This window comes from Hymenobacter sp. GOD-10R (genome assembly GCF_035609205.1).
Taxonomy (GTDB): domain Bacteria; phylum Bacteroidota; class Bacteroidia; order Cytophagales; family Hymenobacteraceae; genus Hymenobacter.
In genome coordinates, this window is sequence record NZ_CP141184.1 from 4,777,222 (window position 1) to 4,801,149 (window position 23,928).

At 54.6% G+C, this 23,928-nt stretch carries 18 protein-coding genes, 1 pseudogene and 1 riboswitch; of the genes and pseudogenes, 11 read left to right on the forward strand and 8 right to left on the reverse strand.

The annotated features are described in order from the left end of the window. Nucleotides 1–17: 17 nt before the first annotated feature. The 6 genes and pseudogenes from SD425_RS18910 to SD425_RS18935 all read left to right on the forward strand — a co-directional run bounded on the left by SD425_RS18910 (nucleotide 18) and on the right by SD425_RS18935 (nucleotide 5,488). On the forward strand, nucleotides 18–2,732 hold the full coding sequence (locus SD425_RS18910; RefSeq protein WP_324671562.1) for a S8 family peptidase: 2,715 nt from the start codon (nucleotides 18–20) through the stop codon (nucleotides 2,730–2,732). A gap of 414 nt (nucleotides 2,733–3,146) precedes the next feature. Further along, nucleotides 3,147–3,395, forward strand: a complete 249-nt coding sequence (locus SD425_RS18915) for a hypothetical protein (protein ID WP_324671563.1) — start codon at nucleotides 3,147–3,149, stop codon at nucleotides 3,393–3,395. Between the two features lie 227 nt (nucleotides 3,396–3,622). Then, nucleotides 3,623–3,931 carry a hypothetical protein gene (locus SD425_RS18920; protein ID WP_324671564.1) on the forward strand — a complete coding sequence of 103 codons (309 nt, stop codon included), beginning with the start codon at nucleotides 3,623–3,625 and terminating at the stop codon, nucleotides 3,929–3,931. Between the two features lie 113 nt (nucleotides 3,932–4,044). Further along, nucleotides 4,045–4,386 (forward strand): LysR family transcriptional regulator, encoded by a 342-nt coding sequence (locus tag SD425_RS18925; RefSeq protein ID WP_324671565.1) that lies wholly within the window; start codon nucleotides 4,045–4,047, stop codon nucleotides 4,384–4,386. A gap of 66 nt (nucleotides 4,387–4,452) precedes the next feature. Continuing rightward, nucleotides 4,453–4,941 (forward strand): annotated as a pseudogene (locus tag SD425_RS18930) (LysR substrate-binding domain-containing protein). Nucleotides 4,942–5,113: 172 nt separating this feature from the next. Continuing rightward, the gene (locus tag SD425_RS18935; protein ID WP_324671566.1) at nucleotides 5,114–5,488 is read left to right on the forward strand and encodes a hypothetical protein; all 375 of its coding nucleotides are present in this window, start codon (nucleotides 5,114–5,116) and stop codon (nucleotides 5,486–5,488) included. A gap of 128 nt (nucleotides 5,489–5,616) precedes the next feature. Here SD425_RS18935 and SD425_RS18940 read toward each other — a convergent pair whose 3' ends face one another. The 4 genes from SD425_RS18940 to SD425_RS18955 all read right to left on the reverse strand — a co-directional run bounded on the left by SD425_RS18940 (nucleotide 5,617) and on the right by SD425_RS18955 (nucleotide 10,502). Continuing rightward, a complete protein-coding gene (locus SD425_RS18940) occupies nucleotides 5,617–6,912 on the reverse strand; it encodes a chloride channel protein (protein ID WP_324671567.1) in 1,296 nt (431 codons plus the stop codon). A gap of 48 nt (nucleotides 6,913–6,960) precedes the next feature. Next, nucleotides 6,961–7,033: riboswitch (Fluoride riboswitch) on the reverse strand. A 54-nt stretch (nucleotides 7,034–7,087) separates the two neighbouring features. Then, nucleotides 7,088–7,519 (reverse strand): hypothetical protein, encoded by a 432-nt coding sequence (locus SD425_RS18945; protein ID WP_324671568.1) that lies wholly within the window; start codon nucleotides 7,517–7,519, stop codon nucleotides 7,088–7,090. A gap of 136 nt (nucleotides 7,520–7,655) precedes the next feature. Then, entirely contained in the window at nucleotides 7,656–7,898 is a 243-nt protein-coding gene (locus SD425_RS18950; protein ID WP_324671569.1) for a hypothetical protein, read from the reverse strand. Between the two features lie 309 nt (nucleotides 7,899–8,207). Further along, nucleotides 8,208–10,502 (reverse strand): aconitate hydratase, encoded by a 2,295-nt coding sequence (locus tag SD425_RS18955; protein ID WP_324671570.1) that lies wholly within the window; start codon nucleotides 10,500–10,502, stop codon nucleotides 8,208–8,210. A 161-nt stretch (nucleotides 10,503–10,663) separates the two neighbouring features. Between SD425_RS18955 and SD425_RS18960 the strand changes: the two genes are divergently transcribed. Continuing rightward, the gene (locus SD425_RS18960; protein ID WP_324671571.1) at nucleotides 10,664–11,983 is read left to right on the forward strand and encodes a TlpA disulfide reductase family protein; all 1,320 of its coding nucleotides are present in this window, start codon (nucleotides 10,664–10,666) and stop codon (nucleotides 11,981–11,983) included. A gap of 136 nt (nucleotides 11,984–12,119) precedes the next feature. On the opposite strand, the gene SD425_RS18965 is transcribed toward SD425_RS18960, so the two are convergent. Beyond that, the gene (locus SD425_RS18965) at nucleotides 12,120–13,499 is read right to left on the reverse strand and encodes a cytochrome P450 (protein WP_324671572.1); all 1,380 of its coding nucleotides are present in this window, start codon (nucleotides 13,497–13,499) and stop codon (nucleotides 12,120–12,122) included. 247 nt (nucleotides 13,500–13,746) lie between these two features. On the opposite strand from SD425_RS18965, the gene SD425_RS18970 reads away from it, so the two are divergent. Beyond that, the gene (locus tag SD425_RS18970) at nucleotides 13,747–14,058 is read left to right on the forward strand and encodes a hypothetical protein (protein WP_324671574.1); all 312 of its coding nucleotides are present in this window, start codon (nucleotides 13,747–13,749) and stop codon (nucleotides 14,056–14,058) included. A gap of 72 nt (nucleotides 14,059–14,130) precedes the next feature. Here SD425_RS18970 and SD425_RS18975 read toward each other — a convergent pair whose 3' ends face one another. Continuing rightward, a complete protein-coding gene (locus SD425_RS18975; RefSeq protein WP_324671575.1) occupies nucleotides 14,131–15,111 on the reverse strand; it encodes a polyprenyl synthetase family protein in 981 nt (326 codons plus the stop codon). 245 nt (nucleotides 15,112–15,356) lie between these two features. On the opposite strand from SD425_RS18975, the gene SD425_RS18980 reads away from it, so the two are divergent. The 3 genes from SD425_RS18980 to SD425_RS18990 all read left to right on the forward strand — a co-directional run bounded on the left by SD425_RS18980 (nucleotide 15,357) and on the right by SD425_RS18990 (nucleotide 19,749). Next, nucleotides 15,357–16,226: an alpha/beta hydrolase family protein gene (locus tag SD425_RS18980; RefSeq protein WP_324671576.1), complete on the forward strand. Its 870-nt coding sequence runs from the start codon at nucleotides 15,357–15,359 to the stop codon at nucleotides 16,224–16,226. Nucleotides 16,227–16,251: 25 nt separating this feature from the next. Next, entirely contained in the window at nucleotides 16,252–16,743 is a 492-nt protein-coding gene (gene folK / locus SD425_RS18985) for a 2-amino-4-hydroxy-6-hydroxymethyldihydropteridine diphosphokinase (protein ID WP_324671577.1), read from the forward strand. Nucleotides 16,744–17,382: 639 nt separating this feature from the next. Further along, nucleotides 17,383–19,749 (forward strand): T9SS type A sorting domain-containing protein, encoded by a 2,367-nt coding sequence (locus SD425_RS18990; protein WP_324671578.1) that lies wholly within the window; start codon nucleotides 17,383–17,385, stop codon nucleotides 19,747–19,749. Between the two features lie 126 nt (nucleotides 19,750–19,875). Here the strand turns inward: SD425_RS18990 and fabD are convergent, their stop codons facing one another. Together fabD and SD425_RS19000 are read right to left on the reverse strand one after the other, a co-directional pair. Next, the gene (gene fabD, locus SD425_RS18995; protein ID WP_324671579.1) at nucleotides 19,876–20,763 is read right to left on the reverse strand and encodes an ACP S-malonyltransferase; all 888 of its coding nucleotides are present in this window, start codon (nucleotides 20,761–20,763) and stop codon (nucleotides 19,876–19,878) included. Between the two features lie 181 nt (nucleotides 20,764–20,944). Further along, nucleotides 20,945–23,893, reverse strand: coding sequence for a gliding motility-associated C-terminal domain-containing protein (locus tag SD425_RS19000; protein ID WP_324671580.1), 2,949 nt, complete (start codon nucleotides 23,891–23,893; stop codon nucleotides 20,945–20,947). Between the last annotated feature and the right edge of the window lie 35 nt (nucleotides 23,894–23,928).

The window sequence follows — 23,928 nt, forward strand, 5'->3', positions numbered from 1 at the left end:
AAAAACCCGGCACTCTCGTGCTGAAGCTTAAGCCCAGTTATACAACTTTAGCAGGTTCTGATCAGCCGAACATTCCTGTACTGGCCAATGTGCTAGAGCAGCTCGGTGCTTCAAACCTGCACCGTAAGTTTCCGCACTCGCTGTTTCCCGACCCTGACCAGCACGGCTCGATCAACTTACAGATGGTGTATCAGATTGACCTAGCCCCTGACTTTCCGCTGGAAAAAGCCTGCCGCGCCCTGATGCAAACGGGAGTGTTGGAATATGCCGAGCCGCTCTATCGCCGTGGGCTCCTCTCTCAGCCCAGCGACCCTCTGGCTGATTCGATAACGGGTCCGCAGTACCACCTGAAGAAAATCAAAGCGTACCGGGCTTGGGATGTCACGAAAGGTGACACATCCATCGTCATTGGCATCATCGACACGGGCACCCGCCTGCTGCACGAAGACCTCAAGAAGCAGATCAAATACAACTACGCTGACCCTATCGACGGCATCGACAACGACCATGACGGCTACGTCGACAACTTCAATGGCTGGGACATGGCCGACCGGGATAATGACCCAACTTCCAACCCGCTGATCAGCCAAAAAATTCACGGTATTCTGGTAGCAGGCGCTGCCTCCGCCAGCACCGACAACGGCCTAGGAGTAGCGGGCACCGGCTTTCGGTGCAAGTACCTGCCTATCAAAGTTTATCCGAGCACGTATGCCGGTGACTTCGCCGGTTACGAAGGCGTGGTGTACGCGGCCGACCATGGCTGCCAGGTCATTAACCTCTCGTGGGGCAACGAAGGTGGCCGCTCGCAATTTGAGCAGGATGTAATTACTTATGCAGCCGTTAACCGCGACGTAGTGATTGTAGCCGCTGCCGGCAATGGCACCACGGAAGCTGATTACTACCCAGCTAGCTACGAGCACGTTATATCTGTTGCCTCGGTGAATGCCAACGATGTGAGAGGCAACAACACCACGTATGGCTACCGCGTTTCGTTGGCCGCGCCTGGTTATGGCATCTGGAGTACGCGTGGTGATAAGCTTGATGACTACATCTACGCCGATGGCTCTTCGTTCGCCTCTCCCATCGTAGCGGGCGTTGCCGCGCTGGTTCGCTCCCGCTTCCCTAACTATAACGCCGACCAGATAGCTGCGCAGCTACGGCAAACCGCCGATAACATCAACACCATTGCCGGCAATACAGCTTATGCTGGCAAGCTAGGTACAGGCCGCGTGAATGCGTTGCGTGCCGTCACGTGCAACGACCGCCGCGAAGTACGCATTGTGCACAGCACCTTCACGCCCGCCCGCGAAGTATTCCTGGCCGGCGATGCAATGAGCCTTATCACGGAAGTGCAGAACCTGTTACTACCCGTCGAGAACCTGAAAATAACGCTTACCTCGCTGTCACCTTACCTCACGATACGTCGCAACACTTTCTCGGTGGGCGCGCTGAACACGCTAGAGCATCAAACCAACGACGCTGTGCCTTTCCTAGTTTCGGTTCAATCAGGCGTGCCTGCCAACACCAAGGCCATTCTTAAGTACCATTTTACGACGGCTGATGGCTACGAAAGCGACCAATTCCTGACGGTGCTACTCAACCCAGGCTACGTGCTGCTCGACGCAAATGACTTGCACATGACGCTCACCACTCGGGGCAACATCGGCTACGATGGCCTGGGCTCGTACCTAGGCGAAAGCATCACGTACAAGAACAGTGGCCTGCTGCTTTCGGAAGGCGGCCTGATGGTGGCTACCAGCCCTACGCGCACTTCTGACCGAATCCGCGAGTCGCCCTATAACAGCCGCACTGACTTTTATTCGGTCAGCCAACTTGCGATGAGCGAAGCTCCCCTGCGTGCGACCCAAGAAGCCATAGGTACCTTCCGCGACTCGCTGCCCGGTGCGGTGCGCAAGAACAGCGTTGGGTTGCGCATCAAACAGCACGCTTACGCGTGGTCAGGCGCTGGGCAGCGCAACTACGTGATAGTAGAGTACCGCCTCACCAACGTTACGCCCGATACGCTGCGCCCTCTGTACGCAGGCTTGTACATGGACTGGGACTTACCGCTCACGGTGACGCGCAACGCGGCTGCCTGGGATGCTAGCCGCTCGCTAGGTTATGTGTATTCGCCAGTTGCCACTAGCATCTACACAGGTGTCAAGGTCCTAACGGGCGGTACCCCCACGGTGTATTCTATCGACAACAACGCGACGGCAACTTCGCCGGTGTATTTGCGTGATGGCTTCAACCGCACCGAAAAGTTTACGGCTCTGAGCAGTGGCACCAGCAACCCTACCGCCGGTCTACCCAATGGCTCTGATGTATCGCAGGTGGTTGGCGCGGCTATTAGCAAGCTAGCTCCTGGCGACTCCGTGACGGTAGCTTTCGCCGTACTAGGTGCCTCCTCGCTTGCCGAGCTACAGACCTCTGCTACCAACGCTCAGCTTACGTACAACGGCAAGGTGTTGCCAACCCGAGAAGCAGCAACGGCAGCCCAGTGGCAGGTATATCCGAACCCAACGGCGGGCAAGACACGCGTAGAGGTGCCGCAAGCCTTCGTAGGCCAGCAGCTGCGTATTCTCAACGCGCTGGGCCAATGCATCCGGCAGCAGCCTCTACGCAGTACCAGCACCGAGCTCGATCTGAGTGGTTGCGCCGCTGGTATGTACGTGCTGCAGGTGCAAGGCTCAACGACTACTCTCTCCCGCCGCGTGCTGGTACAACCCTAAACCAGTAGTTGGTTTGCACTAGCCCCCAGGGCCCAGCTAGGTTAGGCTGGGCCCTGGGGGCTAGCTGTTTTAGCTAGGTACTTGTTTGCTTTCGGGCAAGTGCCGGTCGTTGGCCGAAAAGCGGGCTTCGACTGCTACCAGCGAATACGGGCAACTTATCACACTATACTGATAGCTAATTAGTTAAGTACTATTCACATGCATTTTGCCAATTGTTTTAGTTAAACACCCTATTGCAGGAACTTATTAAAGTAGGCATGCATAATAAATTTGCACTATATAGCTTTAGAAACTTGCACGTTAGTTAAAACCGAATTAAAGAAAAAAGCCTGCTTTAAAGCGGAATAGACGTTATTGGATAAAATATAAATAGCTAACATTTTTAGTTTTCGACGGATATTCGTATCTTTGGATATGTCGAAAGTAAAGCTTCCTACTCCGCTTCCTGTGCAGCAATATGCCCGCTGCGTGAATGACAGCAGCCAGCCCGCCGACTATATCGGTGACTGGCCAGTAGCTGGCAAGGTGTATCCTGTGCGCGTGTTGACCAACGCTCGCACCGGTGAGCCTCAGATTCACGTGCTAGGTTTCTATGCTGAGCGTCCTTATGGTGCTTTCGCCCGCCACCGCTTTGAGCCGGTGGCTGAGGTGTGGCTGAACTAACTGCTGCTTTGTTTTTAACTCAACCGGTTCTCCCGGCTTCTTCCGTTTCGCACACGGAGGTAGCCGGGCTTCTTTTTACTACCCGTTTCGCTGAGTAGATTTGGCTTTTACGTCCCTCGTATGAACCCAACCTCCGAACCCGAAGAAGTATATAGTATCCCGGTCGAGTACCGGAAGATGGAAAACATGCACATCTTGTTTTGGCTGGTGAAAGATACAGCTGGTGCATGGTCTGGAAACCGCTCGGCTTGCTGATGATTCTGCCTACGCTGGGCATTTCCATTGTTATTTGTTGGCGCACGCGTAATATGACTTCCGAGTTGGCCCACAACCTAGCTATTGTGTTTTGGATTACAGCCAACTCGTATTGGATGATCAGCGAGTTTCTGGGCTTCGATACGCTGCTGATTGGGCACACAATCGAAGGCAAACACCTAGCTATTATTCCTTTTCTGATTGGCCTGCTTATTCTGGCTTACTATTACCTGGTGCAAAAGCCTCGCGAGACCAAGCAGGAACGCGTAGCAACGCTTTAATATGACTAAGGTAGAAGCTAGCTACTCGTTTGTCAGACCCTGGCAGCCTCTAACGCTCAGAAAAGCTGGAGCTGCGTGAAGCTCTTCTTGGTAACAGCTGCGTATTTTATGCCATGCCTGATTTCCGTCTTCGCGTCTTCCAAACGGTAGCGCGCCATTTAAGCTTTACCAAGGCTGCGCAGGAGCTATTTATTACGCAGCCCGCCATCACCAAGCACATTCACGAGTTAGAGCTTAGCTACAAGCAACGCCTGTTTGAGCGGCGCAGTAACCGCATTTCTCTAGCCGAGGCTGGGCAGGTGCTACGTACGCACGCCGACGCCGTAGAGCAACTCGACCAAGAGCTAACCGAAACCTTGCAGAGCCTGCGTGGCGGTGAAGGCGGCCGGCTGCGCCTTGGTGCCAGCACTACCCTAGCGCAGTATGTAATTCCACGCTTGCTGCCGGGCTTCTAGACGCGTTATCCGGAAAGCATGCTCATGCTGCTCAACGACAACTCTGAGTAGATTGCGGAGGCGCTACTGCGTGGGCAGATTGACCTAGGTTTTGTGGAAGGACGCAGCAAAAGTCGCGACTTACACTATGAGCCTTTCCTGGAAGACGAATTGGTAGTTGTGCGCCGCGCCCAACCAGGCCCAGATGCTCCTTCCCTGACGTTGGCTGAACTGGTGCAGCTTCCGCTCGTGCTACGCGAACGGGGCTCCGGTACGCTGAAGGTAATAGAACACGCGTTGCGCATTCGGCAGGTAAAATTGGCCGAGTTGAATGTACTATTCCAGCTGGAAAGTACATAGGCAATAAAAACCTACTTGGAGGCGGCTCCAACCGCTCTAAGGTTTATTTCGCGGCTAGCGGTGGAGAAGGAAGTAGCAGCGGGACTGCTTGCCGTTGTGCCAGTGCCAGAACTGACTTTGTCGCGCCAGTTCGAGGCCGTGTGGGTGCAAGGTGCTCCTCTTTCGAAGGTGGCTGAACGGTTTTTGCGCCATGCTCGTCAACACAGCCATTCGTAGCGGTTGCAGCTTCGGGCGAAACATAGCGTGAGCTCTATTCACAACTTTTTATCCCCTCATTCAGCGCTTTATAATAGCTAGCCTGACACTGCGAAGCGTGGTCGGCAGACTAAACGGTGTAGACTACGTATAACTGAACAGTTATTCTATTCTCTCCTTACTTCTGTTTACCATGGAAAACACGCCCCAATCCTCCCCTGACCAAAACAATCAATCAGCTGATACGCCGCAGTATGGCGAATTTGGTAATGCCGATTCCGCTGCTCAACCTAGGTCAACTCACGAGTCGAACGACGGCTCAAATGACAACCCCGACGAATTCAGCGAGTTTCGGAAGAAGCGTTCGAACCTCACCGAAGATTACGGCCAAGTTAGCCAGCAAGCTGATCCGGCGGAACAGCGCGGCCACGTTGAGCAAAATCAAAATCCCGAAGCCGTAGCGGCGGCTCAAGACAGCGACGAAAGCACGCGCCGCGCCGCCTATGCTGCCGATGATCCTCGGTATGGCAGTGGCACATCAAACACTTGGCAAGAAGATCAAGCCTAGCTTGCAGCTACTAGCCCTATAAACATAAGGCCGAACGGAACTCCGTTCGGCCTTATGTTTATAGGGCATTCGATTATAACTTGTACAGTGTCGCTCTACGTTATTCTGCATACCGTCTAGCTAGGCGGCTATACGTCTCCTAAGCGCTTGCCCTGCTGCCGCCCCAAGCGCAGGTGCTTGGCCTGCCCAATGACTTGGGCCGAGTAGATACCTCGATGCCCGGAAAACAGATAAGCAACTACGCACGCTAGCGCCAAATACACGCCCGCCTGCGCACCAAACAGTTCCAATCCCATCAGCGTGCAGGCCAGGGGTGTATTGGCCGCACCCGCGAATACGCCCACAAAGCCCATCCCTGCCAGCAGCGCCACCGGCAATGGCACCACCACCGACAGCGCACTACCCAACGCGGCCCCAATAAAAAAGAGCGGCGTCACTTCTCCTCCTTTAAAGCCGCACCCTAGGGTAAGAGCCGTCAGGAGAAGTTTCCAGGCGAAATCAGTGGGGGCAAGCGGTGTGTGGAACGCTTCCACAATAACCGGTACACCCAACCCAATGTAGCGCGTAGTACCTAGCACCCAAACGCACACAACCACCAGCACGCCGCCTACCACGGGGCGAAACGGCGCATAGCTGATGCGGGCAAACTTTTTACCGATCCAATGGGTGAGTGCTGCGAAACTACGCGCCACAAGGCCAAACAATATGCCGGCTACTAATGCCCACAAAAGCGTGGCGGGCGTGATAAGCAGAGAAGCCAACTGCGGATAGTGGGTGTGGTCAACGCCCCAGGCTCTGGTAACCAGATCAGCGCTAACGGCCGCTAGGAAGCTCGGTAGCAAGGCATCATAACGCATGGATCCGAGCAGAAACACTTCCAGCCCGAACACGGCCCCAGCTAGCGGCGTCCCGAAGACCGACGCAAAGCCCGCACTCATACCCGCAATCAACAGCAGGCGCCGGTCGCGCGGGCGCAACCTCAAAAGACGCGTAAGCTGATCAGCCAGTGCGCCTCCCATTTGTACAGCCGTGCCCTCACGACCCGCCGAGCCGCCAAATAGGTGCGTGAGCAACGTGCCGCCTAATACCAAGGGCACAAGGCGCAACGAAATCAAACGTTGTGGCGCGTGAATCTCGTCCAGGATCAAATTATTTCCTCGTACAACCCTGCTCCCGAACAGGTGATACGCTAGGCCTATAAAGAAGCCAGCTACCGGCAACAACCCAATAATCCAGAGGTGTGTTTCCCGCCAATGCGTTGCCCAGTCCAGCGCTACCAGAAAAACAGCGGACGCCGTACCAGCTAGCCCTCCTATGAGCGCGCTAATCACCATCCAGCGTAGCAGGAAGAGCGCGTAAGTAGTGGTTGTAATAGCCCGCAAACGAGCAGGCAACCAATAGAAAGAAAAAAACTGACGAGCCATAAAAGCGAACGGCAAGATGAACTACCCGGAACGGCCTGCCTGACCGTTCGTCCCGTAGGAATCATCAGCGCGAAGCATATGCTTCGGCGGTTCGCGGTGGCAATCCATCACCGTACGCTGGCAAAGATAGACGGAGCTGACCTTTTTGATTCGTTAGCTCCATATTTTGCGAGACCTAGACCTGTTCAGCAAGCCAACTGATGGCAGCGGCTTCATCAGAAAAAAGCTGGTAAGTAAGCGGATAGGTGTTTAACTCCCGAATCAAGGCAGCCATTTCCAACCGAACCATTACATTTTGAGGCGATACAATAGCCCCATAGCGTAACCCTGAGCGCACAGCGCGAGGAAACCAATCGAGCAAGATCCAAGCTTGGTTCTCCGTACTGAAGACAGGCAACGACCGTTGGTCACCTAGCAGCTTGTGCCAGCTTTTTTGCTCTAGTTGTACCAAGGCTTGCTCCAGCAACTGACGCCATATCGCGGCCGAGGAGGGTTGCGAAGTCCAGTTTAAGCGCACATAGGCTTCCTGGGGAACAAGAGAAACTGATCCGGCCGCGTTGCCGAATTGAAAGGATGGCTCAGATGCTACAAACGCTGGAACGGGCATAACAAATGGCGCTTTATAAGTGTAGGAGAACTGATTATGCTAACAAGTGGTAGCATATCTTTATTTACGTAGTAGAATAAGGTATGGATGAGCCACTCTTAAAAAAATGATAATAGTAGTCCTATGAAAGCCCAGGCTAGCTAGGTATTTCGCTGACTGACCATCCTGCGGTCGCAAGCATGGACAGCAAGTGTCGGCCATGACTGGCGCTTCCTCCTACTAGTCCTTGAGGTCCTTCTATTAAAATGCCACTGCCTGAGTTGTTGTGGCGTACCAGCACCCGACCGTTAGTGGTGTCTTGGTGATAGGTGTTAGGAGCACTATCAGGACGAAAGCCTAGCAACTGCAAGAAATTTTCAATTTGGGAAAGCGTCATCATTACATTGGCAAATAGGATACGAGAGCAAGTAGAGCAGTACGCAAAAATACGTAAGTATATATTACAAAATATTAATATTTTAAAAAAATAATATATTCTTAGACGTAGCTAAGTTCAACCTTTTACTTGCTCGTCCAAATCTGAGAAACATGACCTAAAATGACAATCAATCTTTTAGGCTTTTTACTACTCTTTTACCTGCTGTGCTTGTGAGAATGTGCTTATTCAATCAGATCGGCTACCCCCATTCACAAAAAATGGCCGCTTCCTTTTGTTGGAAGCGGCCATTTTTTGTGAGTAAGATCTAGCTTACTTCTGCGAGAGCTGAGCACCGCTCGTTTCGCGTAGGCGAATCAGATTTAGGGCCGAACCAGCTTTGAACCACTCAATCTGACCTTCGTTGTACGTATGGTTCAGATAGATGAGGTCAGTGTCGCCATCAACGTGGTGCAGGCGAGCTTGCAGTTGCTGCCCAGGCGCAAACGAATTTAGACCGATGATATCGATGGTATCGTCTTCCTCGATCAAGTCGTAGTCAGCCTTGTTGGCAAACGTGAGAGCCAGCATGCCTTGCTTCTTGAGGTTGGTCTCGTGAATACGGGCAAACGACTTCACAATCACGGCGCGAACACCTAGGTGGCGTGGCTCCATAGCAGCGTGCTCACGCGAAGAGCCTTCCCCGTAGTTTTCGTCACCTACCACTACCGAGCCTATGCCCAGTGACTTATAGGTGCGCGCTACTTGCGGTACAGTGTTGTAAGGCGTGCCTTGGGTCAGCTGGTCTTTCACAGCATTAGCTTCACCGTTGAAGGCATTGATCGCCCCGATGAGCATGTTGTTGGAAATATTATCCAAGTGCCCACGGTACTTCAACCACGGGCCAGCCATTGAAATGTGGTCAGTGGTGCACTTACCTTGTGCCTTGATGAGCAAACGCAGTCCTGAAAGGTCGCTGCCTTCCCAAGGCTTGAAGGGCTCGAGCAATTCCAAACGGTCGGACTCCGGATCAACGATTACCTGAACACCAAGACCGTTCTCGGCAGGAGCTTGGTAACCAGCATCTTCTACGTCGTAGCCACGCGGAGGCGCTTCTACGCCGTGCGGAGCATCCAGCTTCACCTGCTGACCATCTTTGGTGGGCAGCGTGTCGGTGAGCGGGTTGAAAGTCAAGTCGCCGGCAATAGCGAAAGCCGTTACAATTTCGGGCGAAGCCACGAATGCGTGCGTGTTCGGGTTGCCGTCGTTACGCTTCGCAAAGTTGCGGTTGAACGAGGTAATGATTGAGTTACGACGCTTGGGGTCATCGGTGTGACGAGCCCACTGGCCGATGCACGGACCGCAGGCGTTAGCCAGCACCACGCCGCCCATTTGGGCGAAGGTGTCAAGCAGGCCGTCGCGCTCTACCGTGTAGCGCACAAGCTCCGAACCAGGCGTTACTGTGAATTCAGCATTCACCGTCAGACCCTTCGATACAGCTTGCTCCGCTATCGAAGCAGCACGCGTGATGTCCTCGTAGCTCGAGTTAGTGCACGAGCCGATCAAGCCTACTTCTAGCTTTTCAGGCCAGCCGTGTTCTTTTACAGCAGAAGCAAACTGCGAAATTGGCCAAGCAGCGTCGGGCGTGAACGGACCGTTTACGTGCGGCTCTAGTTCCGACAGGTTGATTTCGATGAGTTGGTCGAAGAAGTTTTCGGGGTTAGCGTACACTTCGTCGTCAGCACGCAAGTGGCCCCATACGCCATGAGCTAGGTCTGCTACGTCACCGCGGTTGGTGCTACGCAGGTACTCAGATTGCTTGTCATCGAAGCCGAATACCGAGGTAGTAGCCCCGATTTCAGCACCCATGTTGCAGATGGTAGCCTTACCGGTTGCCGACATGCTCTCGGCACCTTCACCGAAGTATTCCACGATAGCGCCGGTGCCGCCTTTTACCGTCAGGATACCAGCTACTTTCAGAATTACGTCTTTAGGAGCCGTCCAGCCGTTTAGTTTGCCGGTCAGCTTCACGCCAATCACTTTGGGGAACTTCAACTCCCACGCCATGCCGGCCATTACATCAACGGCATCAGCACCACCTACCCCGATGGCAATCATGCCGAGGCCACCAGCGTTCGGCGTGTGCGAGTCCGTACCGATCATCATGCCGCCTGGGAAAGCATAGTTCTCGAGTACTACTTGGTGAATGATACCAGCACCGGGCTTCCAGAAGCCAATACCATACTTGTTAGAAACTGAAGCTAGGAAGTCATATACCTCCTTGTTTTCAGAGTTAGCCTCGGCCAGGTCTTGGTCGGCACCCAGGCGAGCCTGGATCAAGTGGTCGCAGTGTACGGTGCTGGGCACGGCGGTTTTGTCTTTGCCGGCTTGCATGAACTGCAACAGCGCCATCTGGGCCGTGGCATCTTGCATTGCTACGCGGTCGGGGGCAAAATCGACGTAGGAAACGCCCCGCTCGTACGCACTGTTGACTTGGCCGCCATACAAGTGAGCGTACAGAATCTTTTCGGTTAGCGTGAGCGGACGGCCAACGGCGGCACGGGCGGCTTCAATGCGCTGGCCCATACCGGCGTACACAGCCTGAATCATTTCTATGTCAAACGCCATAATAGAGAAATGGAAAGAGTGAAAAAGGATGCTGTTTTTTGAACAGTACGCAAATATAAGAGCCCCTTGTTGCGGCGCCCAAACTTTATATTTGCGCGTTTCTTATATAAACTAATTCCAAATTAGAGTAGTTTACTTAAACACGCTTTTCTCCTGAACGTATGTCCCCTTCCTCCGCCATTCGGCAGATCGTAGCCGGAGCTAGCCTTGCGCTGGTAGTGGCCAGTTGCCAGTCTAATTCCTCCGAGCAAAAAGTAGCTAGTGCCCCCGCCGCTGCAGCCGATGCAAACGCCAACTATCTGCAAGATGGCACTTGGCGCGGTGTGCTCTCGGCTCAAGGCCAGGAAATTCCTTTCTTGTTTGATGTCGAAACCGGCAACAACAACCAACCCGTGGCCGTGTACCTGCGCAACGGCGCCGAGAAGCTGAAGCTCGACGAAATAGCAGCCGCCGGCGATTCTACCACCATCAAGCTAGGTGCCTTCGATGCCGCCTTGGTGGTGCGCAAGGATGGCGAGGACAAGCTAAAAGGCGCCTGGGTGAAGTACGACGCCAAAACGCCCTACCGCGTGCCGTTCACGGCGACGCATGGAGAAAAAGAGCTATTCCCTGTTCAGGCCAAGCCTTCCAGCGACTCCAAGGAGACGATGAAAGAAAGCACGTTCCAAGTGGAATTTAAGGACGAAGAAGGCAAAACGTATCCTGCCGTGGGCATCTTCAAGGAAAGCCCTGAAACTGGAAATATGACGGGCACCTTCCTAACGACCACCGGCGATTACCGCTACTTGGCCGGCCGATCGGTTGGGAACCTGCTGCGCTTATCCACCTTCGACGGTAGCCACGGATTTTTGTTCACCGCGACGAAAGGCCCGAACGGTACCATGAAGGGAGACTTCTACAGTGGCAAAAGCGGCCACGAAACCTGGACGGCCAAGCTTAACCCCAACGCCAAACTTCCCGATGCTAACTCGCTCACCTTCATGAAGCCGGGTGAGAAGAAGCTAGCGTTCAAGTTCCCCAGCATCCACGAAGGTGGCTCGGTTTCCCTCTCCGACCCAAAGTACAAGGGCAAGGTGGTAGTGGTGCAGTTGCTCGGCTCGTGGTGCCCCAACTGTATGGATGAGACGAACTTCCTGGCGCCTTGGTACGAGAAGAATAAGAGCCGCGGCGTGGAGATTATCGGCCTAGGCTACGAGCGCAGCCCTGAGTATGCTAAAGCCGCCGAGCGCCTGCGTAAGATGAAAGACCGCTTTGGCGTTAACTATGACTTAGCCGTAGCTGGTGTGGCCGACAAGGATGCTGCCGGCAAAACGCTACCACAAATTGCGAAGGTTCTAGCCTTCCCCACCACCATTATCATCGACAAAAAAGGCGATGTGCGGAAGATCAATACTGGTTTCTCTGGTCCCGGCACCGGCAAGTATTACGATGAACTGGTAGCCGATTTCAACCAAACGATTGACCAGTTGGTGAAGGAATAGAGAACTAACTCCACCATCGATAGAACGTCATGCTGAGCTTGTCGAAGCATCTTTACTGCCAAAGTAATCTAGTCACTACTGCGGTAGAGATGCTTCGACAAGCTCAGCATGACGTTCTTTTGTGCTCTTGCGAAACCTAGCTCCGCGCCCGGAACCGCAGCTGAATTTCTTGACGTGGGCGAAGTGTGATAAGCGGTTGCAGCTGAACAGGTGGCTGCTCAATCCATCCGACTTCAAAACGGCGCAGCATTTCCAGCAGCACCAACTGCATTTCGGTTAGCGCGAATTGGTTGCCAATGCAAAGGCGCGGCCCCCCACCGAACGGCACGTAGGCATAAGGCGGCTGATTTTTCACGAGCTCCGGGGCAAAACGCTCCGGGCGAAACACTTCGGCATCTTCCCAAAGGCTAGGTGCATGATGAACACCAAGAAGGTACGCGGAAATCAGAGTGCCTTTGGGTAGGCTAATGCCGTTGTAAGAGTCATCCTCTTGTGCTACGCGGTCCAGAATCCAGGCGGGCGGGTACAAGCGCATGGTTTCCTGCACGATTTGCAGGGAGTAACCTAGGTTCGGCAGGTCGGCGAATGTAGCGGCCCGGCTGCCGAGCACCTGGGCCATTGAAGCGCGCATGGTGGCTACTACCTGCGGATGCTGGGCCAGCAAGTACCACATCCACGATAAGGCGTTGGCTGATGTTTCGTGGCCTGCCACGAGTAGGATGAGCGCTTCGTCTACTACTTGGTCTTCCGTCATGGGCTCGCCGGTATCTTCGTAGCGTACATCGAGCAGCATCTGGAGCAAGTCGTCGTGGGCGTCGCCGATTTGCTGGCGCTGACGGACGTAGCCGCGCACCATTCCGCGAAGCTCCGAAGCTAGCTTGTCGTGCGCCCGGAACTGGTTGCGCAACGACAGCCACGGCCGCAGATACGGCTGCCGAATGGTGCGCACATAGAAAGCCTGAATGGCCGTAAGCAGCGCCGACATACGCTCCAGCTCGGCATTATCGACGTTGGTGCTGAAGGTGGAGCGCGCAATGATGCGAAAGGCAGTGTTCGTCATGAGCCGGTGCACAGCCACTTCCACGGCGCCGCCCGCCTGCTCTAGCTGCCGTTCGAGCGGCTTCAAGCATTCGTTAATCTCAGCCTGCATCACGCCTACCAACCCCGCCACACGCTGGCGGTGAAAGCCGGGCTGAATCAGGCGACGCTGCTGAAGCCAGTAGCTGCCTTCACTCGTAAGCAAGCCGTGGCCTAGGTACCGCGCAATACCGTGTGAGAATTCCGACTTCGGGTAGTTACGGTGGTTTTTCTGCAAGATGTGCTGCACCAAGCCAGGGTCACGGGTAAGCAACGTCGGGCGCACCCCGCCGATGTACATGATCAGCGTATCGCCGTAGGTATCTAGGTAGCTGTTGAGAATCGGGATGGGGTTAGCGGCCAGTAACATCGAGCCAAGCAACGACCGCATACGCGGCACCACGGGAATTTTCTGGGTAGCTAGGGTGGTAGCAGACATACATAACAAACGTTAGGCAGCTTCAAGATAGCGCAGGACGCCATGCTTTTGGCGCCTATCGTTCTGAGCAACCAGAAAACGCAGCGAATCTTGCCTCCGATTCTGCTGGTTGCTGGGCATGGCAACGCTATTCTCTTGCCCAAAACACAACATAAAGCCTAGTTTCGTTCGTACACTTCTCACAGGCTAGCCACTGGTGGCCTGTCACCAGTTCTGCCTACTCTCCCAAAACCAACCTTCACCGCTTATGTGGACCCAGCAAAAAAACGATACCCTAGCCCCGCTCGAAGAACTACAAGGTCGTACCGTGGGCCTCAAGTTTGAGTGCAATCAGTGTCATACTGAAGTATTTACCGACCTACTCGGCGTACCGGCACCCGATTCTGATGCCTCGGCGCTCGATGAAACAGATCAGTTTGAAACCGAAGAAATAAAGTGCCCTGGCTGCGACATGATTCACAGCATCACCGTGAAGAGCACGTTTGACGGTGTGCAGTTCGACGTTTCGGATGTTGCCTCTGATAAAATAAGCTACCAAGTAGCTGAGCCAGAAGCCTAAACCAATACTCTTGACCGAGCAAAAAGGCCACTGCATCCGCAGTGGCCTTTTCTGTTTAGCGAAAAGCTAGGTTTACTTCTCTCGCTCGATGGTGTAGTTGATCAGTTGCTCGAGCGAGTCACGAGCCGGTGAGACGGGGAACGTATACAGCAGTTGCAACGCCTCATCACGATACCCCTGCATGCGGCGCACGGCGTAATCGAGGCCACCCGATTTTTTCACGAAGTCGATGACCGCTTGCACCCGGTCTTTACGGCCGTCGTTGTTCTGCACGTTGAAGATAACGCGGCGCTTGGTGAGCCAATCAGCTTGTTGCAGCGCGTAAATCAGCGGCAGCGTCATCTTTTTCTCTTTGATATCGATGCCCACCGGCTTGCCAATTTCAGCGGTACCGTAGTCGAACAAGTCGTCTTTGATCTGAAAGGCTATACCAACCTTCTCACCAAAAAGGCGGGCGCGCTCAATCATTTCCGCGTTGGCACCCGTCGAGGCCGCACCTACGGCGCAGCAGGAGGCAATTAGGGAGGCAGTTTTCTGACGAATGATGTCGAAATACACGTCCTCCGTGATATCGAGGCGGCGAGCTTTTTCAATTTGCAGCAGTTCCCCTTCGCTCAGCTCGCGTACCGCGTTCGACACGATTTTGAGTAGTTCAAAATCGTTGTTCTCCAGGCTTAGCAGCAGGCCTTTGCTCAGCAGGTAGTCGCCCACGAGCACCGCAATCTTGTTCTTCCAGAGTGCGTTGACAGAGAAAAAGCTGCGGCGATAATTCGATTCGTCTACTACGTCGTCGTGCACGAGGGTGGCGGTGTGCAGCAGTTCGATGAGCGCCGCGCCACGAAATGTGGCCTCGGGCAAGGTGTCGGCTCCGCTGATTTTGGCCGTAAAAAACACGAACATCGGCCGAATCTGCTTGCCCTTGCGCTTCACGATATAGTTCATGATTTTGTCGAGCAAGGAAATCCTGCTCTGCATGGACGCGCGGAATTTGTGTTCAAATTCCTCCATTTCGGCCGCAATCGGGGCCTTAATAACGTCCAGGCTAATTTTCATGCGTAAAGCTTGAGCAACTCAAGGCGCCGCAATGATACGGCGAGGCAGAGCGGTTTCCTAACAGTTAGCTCAGCAGGGTGGTTTTGTTATGCCTTCTTATACGCAGACGCTAAAGTTGGAGTAACCTTATTGGTGTATCCAAACAATTACTATCCGATGATAGTCCTACTACGACTTCAAAGCCGTAGTGCCGCTTATCATACTAGTTGCCTGCTATTTTTACGCACCCTTACCTAGCTTTTCGCATGTCCCTCGCTCCTACTGTTGTCGACTTCCTTCTGACCAACCCTTCCCACTCCCGTTCCTTCGCGGCTGATGCACGCTACCTCGCTAACGGCCAACCCAAGCCGGTGGTGGTGTTTGTGCATGGTTTTAAAGGCTTCAAAGATTGGGGGCATTTCAACTTGCTGGCAGACTACTTTGCACTACAGGGCTTTGTGTTTGTGAAGCTCAATCTCTCCCACAACGGCGTGGTACCGGGTGGCACCGGCGATTTGGAAGATATGGAAGCTTTCGGGCACAACAATTTCAGCATCGAGCTCGACGACCTAGGTTCCTTGCTCGATGCGCTGTACCAACCTGGTGCTACGCCGCTGCCCGCCACGGAGCTAGACCTAGGTCGCTTGTTCCTGATTGGGCACAGCCGTGGCGGCGGACTCGTGCTGCTGAAAGCTGCCGAAGACCCGCGCGTGACAGCCGTGGCCGGCTGGGCGCCCATGAGCGACTACGATCAACGCTGGCCCGCCGAAGTAATGCGTCAGTGGCAAGCCAATGGCGTGCAATACATTGAGAATGGCCGCACCGGCCAACGTATGCCGCTTTACTATCAATTAGTGGAGAACTTTCAGGCAAACCGCGAGCGGCTGGATATCCCGCTGAACGTGCGTACTAAGCTGCGGCAACCCTTGCTCATCCTCCACGGCGACCAAGACGAAACCCTGCCCCTGCAAATGGCCCACGACTTGAAAAGCTGGAAGCCCGACGCGGAGCTAGCTATTTTGCCCGGTGGCAATCATTCCTTTGGGGGTAGTCATCCGTGGCAGCAGAATACGCTGCCGGCCCAAGCTCAGGAAGTGGCCGACCGCACCATTGCCTTCTTTCAAGACCTAGGCTAACTCGCCGCCCAGACCGCTTATTGCGTTGGAAGCACTGACAGCTTATCTGCTGCTGGGCAGCAACTTAGGCGACCGAGCTGCGACGCTCCGGGACGCCATCACGCACCTGCAGGCGCTGGCAGGGCGCGTCACGGCCCAATCAGCCTATTACGAAACGGCTGCTTGGGGCCTAGAAGACCAGCCTGCCTTCCTGAACCAAGCCGTGCGCATGGAAACCACCCTCGCTCCGGAGGCGCTGCTAGATGCCTGTCAGCAAGTGGAGCAGTTCGCTGGCCGCGAACGACTTATCCGCTGGGGTGCCCGTACCCTCGATGTTGATATCATGCTCTATAACACCGCCGTGCTGGCTACCCCTAGGTTGCAAGTGCCGCATCCTCGCCTGCCCGAACGCCGCTTTGCCCTAGTCCCGTTGGCCGAAATAGCTGCGCAAGTAGTTCACCCAACGTTGGGGCGCACAGTAGCAGAGCTACTAGCGACGTGTGCAGATACGCTAGCCGTAACACGCATCAATAGCTAAGATATACAACGGCATTAGCCCCACCACTCAGCGGCAGTGGGCACTTCCTTGTGTTCCGGGCGGCCTTCTAGGGCCTGTCTGAATGCCGCTTCAGTCTGCTCCACTAGTCCTATCTAGGTACGCTGATGTCCTGCCAAGGAATAGGATAATTCTAGTGCCAGAGCAGTAACCCAGCAGAATAGTCGCTGCAGGATGCTAGCTGGGCTGAAACGTAATAAGATGAATAATATTTTATCCTGGATTTGTATACAATCGTTTCCGGGAACGATTCCGATCCTTTCATTTTCATCTGCCTACCAGAATAGGTAGCGCTGACCTTGGTGGCTGCTATCTTCCATAGTAAATGCTGCTCAAGGCCTTATGGAGCGCCCCAAGACCATCTGGAGTTTCTTTGCAGCCCACGCTTTTGTAATTGCATTTTCATCGGAAACGTTTGCGTGACTTCGTTAGAGGTTGTTTCCCGGTGCTGTTTGCCTGTATTCTTTTTCACCCCTCACAAAACCCTGCCTATGAAAATGTACGCTTGACCTACTACTCTTCCCACAACCAAAACAACCCATTATGAAAACAATGCTTTCCCTTCCCACAAGTAAATTATCAGCGCTGCTAGCCTGGCTTCTGAGTTTTAGTTGCTTAAACGTGTTAGCACAAGCGCCTCCCCTAGTGTACACGGTTGAGAATACGGGAGGAAGCTGCGCCGCGCCGCCGCTTCCTAGCTTCGACCAGCTACCTGCCATCCAGCCCTTAACCGACCCCTTTATGTGGTCAGATGGGCGGGGGCGCTCTACCCAGTTCAGCGACTGGGAGTGCCGGCGCAATGAGATCAAAGCCGAAATTGAGAACTACGAAATTGGGCGCCGGCCTACCCGCCCCGAAACCATTACAGCTAGCTACGCTCCCGGCACAGGCACTGCCAATGGCACCCTTACCGTGAACGTAACCGTGAATGGTAAAACGCTTACGCTGACTTCACAAGTGAGCCTACCAACAGGCCCTGGTCCATTTGCGGCTATCATTGGCATGAACAGCTTGTCGGGGAGCGTACCGGCGGCGGTTTTTACTAGCCGCAACATTGCCCGCATTCAGTACAACCACAACAACGTCACGACCTACGGAGCCCCGACCTTGAACGACCCTTACTTCCAGCTGTACCCAGATCAGAATTTGGAGAACTCAGGTCAATACGCGGCCTGGTCTTGGGGTGTGAGCCGTCTTATCGATGGTCTGGAACTAGTGCAGGCTAGCTTGCCGATCGACCTGAAGCACATTGGTGTAACGGGTTGCTCCTATGCTGGCAAGATGGCCTTGTTCTCCGGAGCTATGGATGAGCGCATTGCCTTAACCATTGCTCAAGAGTCGGGCGGGGGTGGCGCGCCGGCTTGGCGCGTCTCCGAGACCCTAGGTGCAGTGGAAAAGCTAGGTGCCACGGATTACAAATGGTTCAAGGATGACATGAAGCGATTCTCCGATGCAAACGTAGCCAAGCTGCCCGAGGATCACCACGAGCTGATGGCCATGATTGCACCCCGCGCCTTGCTAGTGACGGCCAACACAGATTTCGAGTGGCTGGCCAACCCCTCCGCGTATGTATCGGCTCGGGCCGCACACGAGGTATGGAAGACCTTTGGTATTGGCGACCGGTTTGGCTTCTACATTGATGGCGGCCACAACCACTGCGCCGTACCGGCTACCCAGCAGCCGGCCATGGAAGCTTTCGTCGACAAGTTCCTGCTAGGCAATACCAGCGTCAACACCAACATTACCGTGAACCCTTTCCCTGGGCTGTATTACCAGCGCTGGTTTAAGTGGTGGGGTACCAATAACCCTGTTTTACCCGCGGAGCCTCTCGGGAAAAGAACATGGCTGGAAGCCGAATGCGCCGCGACAGGTGCGAGCTGGGATATAGTGGCAGACCCTGAGGCTTCTAATGGAAGATATGTAAGGGTAAAAAGTGGCTTGAGCAGCCCCACAACCCCACCGACCGATCCATCTGCCTACTTGGTAATGCCATTCACAGCAGATAGTACCGCCGTTTATAATTTTGTTGCCAGGCAAAATGTGCCCGTTGGGGAAGATTATGGCTATTGGCTAAAGATTGATAATGGTGATTTCCAAAGTGTAACGAGTGAATTAGTGTCGAATGGTGGATTCGAAGCTGGAACTGGGAATACGTTAACGGGCTGGAGTGTTCTCAACGGAGGAGCTGCCGTTACCGCTACTACTGTGCCGGCCGAGGTTCATAGCGGGAGCCGCGCCATGAAAGCGGTGAACGCTACCGCACAAACTGACTATTGGAGAGTACAAGTGTCGAGTGCAGGAATCCCAACTACCATTGGGAAGCAATATGTGATTTCTTACTGGGTAAAAGCTCTTGCACCAAACGGATCTATCAGGATTTCTACCGGGACGAGCAATTCCCAGTTTCAGCCAGACCAAACCATTGGTACTGAGTGGCAACAGGTTTCCTGGACGATAACGGCCAACATTACTACTACTACTTTCTTGTTCGATATGGCCAAGGTAGCTAACACCTACTACATCGATGATGTCAGCATAAAAGAGGTAAATACCGGCAGTGGTTGGGGCTGGATCAAGTTAAAAGAGGCTCCACTTACCGCAGGAGCGCACACACTAACCGTTGCTTACAATGCAGGTGGCGGCACGAAACTAGACAAGATGGTAGTGGCTACCTCCCTAGCTTCCATTAGCGGCCTAGGAGCACCCACCACGTGCGGCACCGTTACGGGAAATTCGAATGCGTTGGCAAATACGGGCATCGAAGTTTACCCGAATCCTGCCAAAGACAAGATCAACATCAACCTAGGTCCTGACCAACTCCATGTGAGAAGCATCGATGTGGTAGATGTAGTAGGCAGAACCTTGTCGCAGGTGAGCGTAGGCAGACAAACCTCGCTGAGCATTCCGAGCGACAAACTGAAGCCAGGCGTTTATATCATTCGCTTTAAAGGTGATACAACTAAAACTCAGCGTGTAGTGATTCAGTAATAGACCAAGAAAGAAGCCTCGTCGTGGGGCTTCTTTCCAATGGATTTTTGGTACGTTACTTCAAGATAAAAGCCCCGGTTCACTGGAATGCAGTGAGCCGGGGCTTTTTGCTGTTCTTAAGAAAACCTATACCGCCGCCGAGCTGACGGCTACGGCCGGCGCAATCTTCTTCACTAACCCTTGCAGCACCTTGCCCGGTCCGCATTCCACGAACTCAGTAGCACCATCGGCGGCCATGTTCTGCACCAATTGGGTCCAGCGCACGGGCGCAGTGAGCTGACGCACCAGGTTCTGGCGAATTTCGTCGGGGTCACGGTGTGAGGCGGCGTCCACATTCTGATAGATGGGGCAAATGCCGGCGGCAAAAGGAGTTTGCTCGATAGCACGCGCTAGGGCAGCTTCGGCCGACTGCATTAACGGCGAGTGAAACGCACCACCTACGCTGAGCGGCAAGGCCCGCTTGGCCCCGGCGGCCTTGAGCTGCTCGCAGGCAATTTCGATTCCGCGCTGGCTACCGGAAATGACGAGCTGACCGGGGCAATTGAAGTTTGCCGCTACCACCACGTCGCCCGCCGTGCTAATTTCCTGGCAAATGCGCACTACCGTATCGTCGTCCAGACCTAGGATGGCGGCCATCGTGCCAGGCTGCTCCTCGCAGGCCGCTTGCATGGCTTGGGCGCGCTGAGCCACGAGTTGCAGGGCATCTTCGAACTTGAGCACCTTGGCGGCAACTAGCGCCGAAAATTCACCCAACGAGTGCCCCGCTACCATAGCTGGAGCTAGGTCGGGCAAGCTAGCAGCCAGGGCTACTGAATGCAGAAAGATAGCGGGTTGGGTAACGTTCGTTTGGCGCAAGTCTTCATCGGAGCCGGTGAACATCACGTCGGTTAGGCGGAAACCTAAGATTTCGTTGGCCTGATCCATGAGCTGACGAGCGGCGGGTTGTTGCTCGTACAAGTCGCGGCCCATGCCGCTGAACTGGCTGCCTTGGCCAGGAAAAATAACTGCTTTCATTGTCTAAATCAGAAGATTGGGCGGTTTGGTCGAATTAGCAGCCGAGGAAAGTACCCTTCCTCGGCTTTCGCAAAAGGTCCCGCAATCTGCACATTCTCGCTTCAAAAGTAAAAAAGGCGCACCTAGGTGCGCCTTTTTTACATCGTGTGCTTTGCTGACCTCAGCAGGCCACTGTACTTAGCTAGTGGTTGATTTGGACCCAGCCTTTAAAGATCTTCTTGGTGCCGTTCAGGTCAGCAAACTCCACCTCGGCCTGGTAGTAGTACAAGCCATCGGAGACCTTTCCGCCCTTGGCTCCCTCGGTGTTTGTGGCCTCCCCACTCCAGTCGATCAAGGGGTTGCTCCGGCTCTCGTATACCTTCACGCCCCAGCGGTTGAAGGCGGTAAAGTGCACCCGCCGTAGCGGGCTCGACACCTTCGGCCGGAACGTGTCGTTGATGCCGTCTCCGTTCGGCGTGAAGATGTTGGGCAACACAAACAGCTGGCAGTTGTCCACGCACACTTCCGCGCTCAGGGCGCTGCGCTGCCCGCGCACATCCACGGCTTGCACCTGATAGCAAGCTGCTTGCGAGAGCAGCCCGGTGTGGTTGTAATTTAGCTCGGGGCCACGGGTGGAGTCCAGCAGGGTGAGCTGCGGCTGGTCAGCAGGGCGGTAGAAGAGGCGGTAGTAGGCAATGTCAGTGGCACAGCCTGCGGGTGCATTCGTGTCTAGGGTCCAGTGCAGGTGGTTGGTGTAGGTTTCGCCTGGGCGCGGGAACACGCCGCTGCGCGTGCTAACCGCTGCGTTCAGGCTGTCGCAGTTGTTGACCAGCGTCAGCACCGGCGGGCACGGTATAGCCGCCAGAACCACACATTGCTGCTGGCTTAGGTTAATGAGAGTATTGAGATACGAGTTGCCGGGCAATCCATAACCACCCTCCGTCTGCACGTAGTAGCAGTAGCTCTGGCCTTTCTGCAAGGGCGCCGTGCTCGTGCCCGCGTCCACGTAGCTACCGCCAGTAGCTCCGCCCGTCACTGTGGCAATCTGCACAAACTGCGCGCCGGGTGTGGGGTCACGCCGGTACACCCGCGTGGGCCGCCCGGCGTTGCTCCAGGGCACATTGTAGATCCAACTTAGGTTCACCTGCGTGGCCGTCAGGTTGGCAGCCGCACTCAGGCGCACGCTCGAAGCAGGCTGTGTGGCCTCACTCTGCGCACTGGCTTGCCCAGGCGTGCCGCCCACGAAAAACTCCAGCTGGTAAGTATAAGCGTTGGCTTGCGTGTTCAGGCCCGTGTCCACGTAGCTCGTGTCAGCTAGGTTGCTCGTGTTGAATACCGACGTGAAGCTGGTGCTCTGCCCCACGGCCCGCGAGAGGCGGTAACTGCTAGGGGTCGGGAAATCCGCAGTTAAACCCGTCTTAGGTGCTGTCCAACGCACAGTGATGGCTCCAACTGTTGTACTAGTCTGGTCCACGGTCACATTTTTGAGTAGCGCGCTCTTGCCTAGCATATTCACGCAGGCTTCGATGGAAGCTAGGCTCGCCCCGCCGCCGGGAAGCGGGAAGGTGGCGTAGATGCGGTAGGAATAAGACTTTCCTCGCTCTAGGCCCTTGGTGTCGATGAACTGCTGCGTGTCTTTAGCTACAGAGCCCACCTGCACGTACCCTAGTGAGGCAGGTAGGCCCGTCTGGCAGGCATCGGGTGTGAAAGGAGTGCAACCCTCCTTGCGGAAGATCAGGAGTTGAATCCCATCACGGCCCGTGCAGTCGGCTAGGTAGCGATTCCAGCGTAGCGTTACGGAGGGCGGAATCGTTGCGTTCTGCTGCGCCACCAGCCCCGTTGGAGCAGGCCCCACCACTGTGATTCGCCAAACCTTCTCGTCAATAAACGGGTCAACTCCTGCGGGAGGCTGATCAGTAGCTTTGAATACAACTTGCGTTGGTTGATTTGAGATATTAGCGCAAGTAGGCGTCCAATTGAATACGCCACGTGCCCGATTAGCAGGGCTGTTCGACAATTGGCGGAAGGTAGCCGGAGGGATAATTCCGCTGTAAGCAGCTAGCGTAATCGGCTGGTTCTCGGGGTCTGTAGCCGTGACGTTGCCTTTAAACGGCGTACCCGCTACAACGCAGGTATCTGTTGGAATAATAACTGTAGGGCGCAGATTCGTGCTAGCTCGCACGATGATCTGCATGTCGCGCACGACTTGCCCAATCCGGCGGGCAGGCGCACCGGGCACCCGGCGCCATTCCTCTACAACAAATGCCACGTTGTAGCACCCCAGGGTGTTAGGGGCATTCCACACGATCTGGCCCGTGTACTTATTTTGCGTGAAGGTCACTGGGTTGCCGCCGGGGTTAGGACCCCCACCTGCTTTGCCTGGCTCAGCATCCGGACTACCCGAGGGATTACCCGCGAAAGCAACTGTAGTACCGCCAAACCTAGCAGCATCCGGGTACACATAGTCAGTGCAAATGGAAACAAGTGGTTGGTTGGTGCCTGGAGGGCTAATTGTACCTTTAACTTCGAGGGGCACTTGCTGGCTTTCCAACCGAACGTAAGCGAGTGAGTCACCATCGGCGTCGTAAGCCGCGGGGTTGTGAAGGAACACCTGCCCACGCGCAGCTAGGTCGACGGCGGGAGCAGTCAGTACAGGTGAGCGGTTTATGCCTAAAGCTGGATCTATGACGAAGGTGGTGCGAATGTAGAAGGTCTGGGTTTCAGGCCTCGTCATGTTGATAACGCAGTCATTTCGATACTCACCAATGTAGCTAACAGTGTAGGTACCAACGGCATTGTAGGTGTGCTCGAAGTAGAAAATGTTAACGTCCGTGTCATTTCCTATAGGGGTACCGTTGCCACCCGTTGGGTTGATGGAGCGTACTATCTGACCCAGCCCACTACTCGTGCCATCGCCAAAAAAGATGGTTTCTTTGTACGCATCAGCTGGACTCGAAGACTGTGTGTACAAGATCATCTTGAAAAAGAAGCGGCGTGGGTTGCGGCCCGCCGTCGTGTCGGACTTCACTTGTATATCACCGGCACGCAAGTGAGAAGCTTGTGCGATAGGCAAAAAAATTAGCCCTACCAGCAGCAAGGCTAGTAGGGCTAACAGGAACCGTTCAGAACGAATAGGTAGCTGAGGAAGCATATAGGAAACCTAGCAATAGCGTTGACTAGATTTCA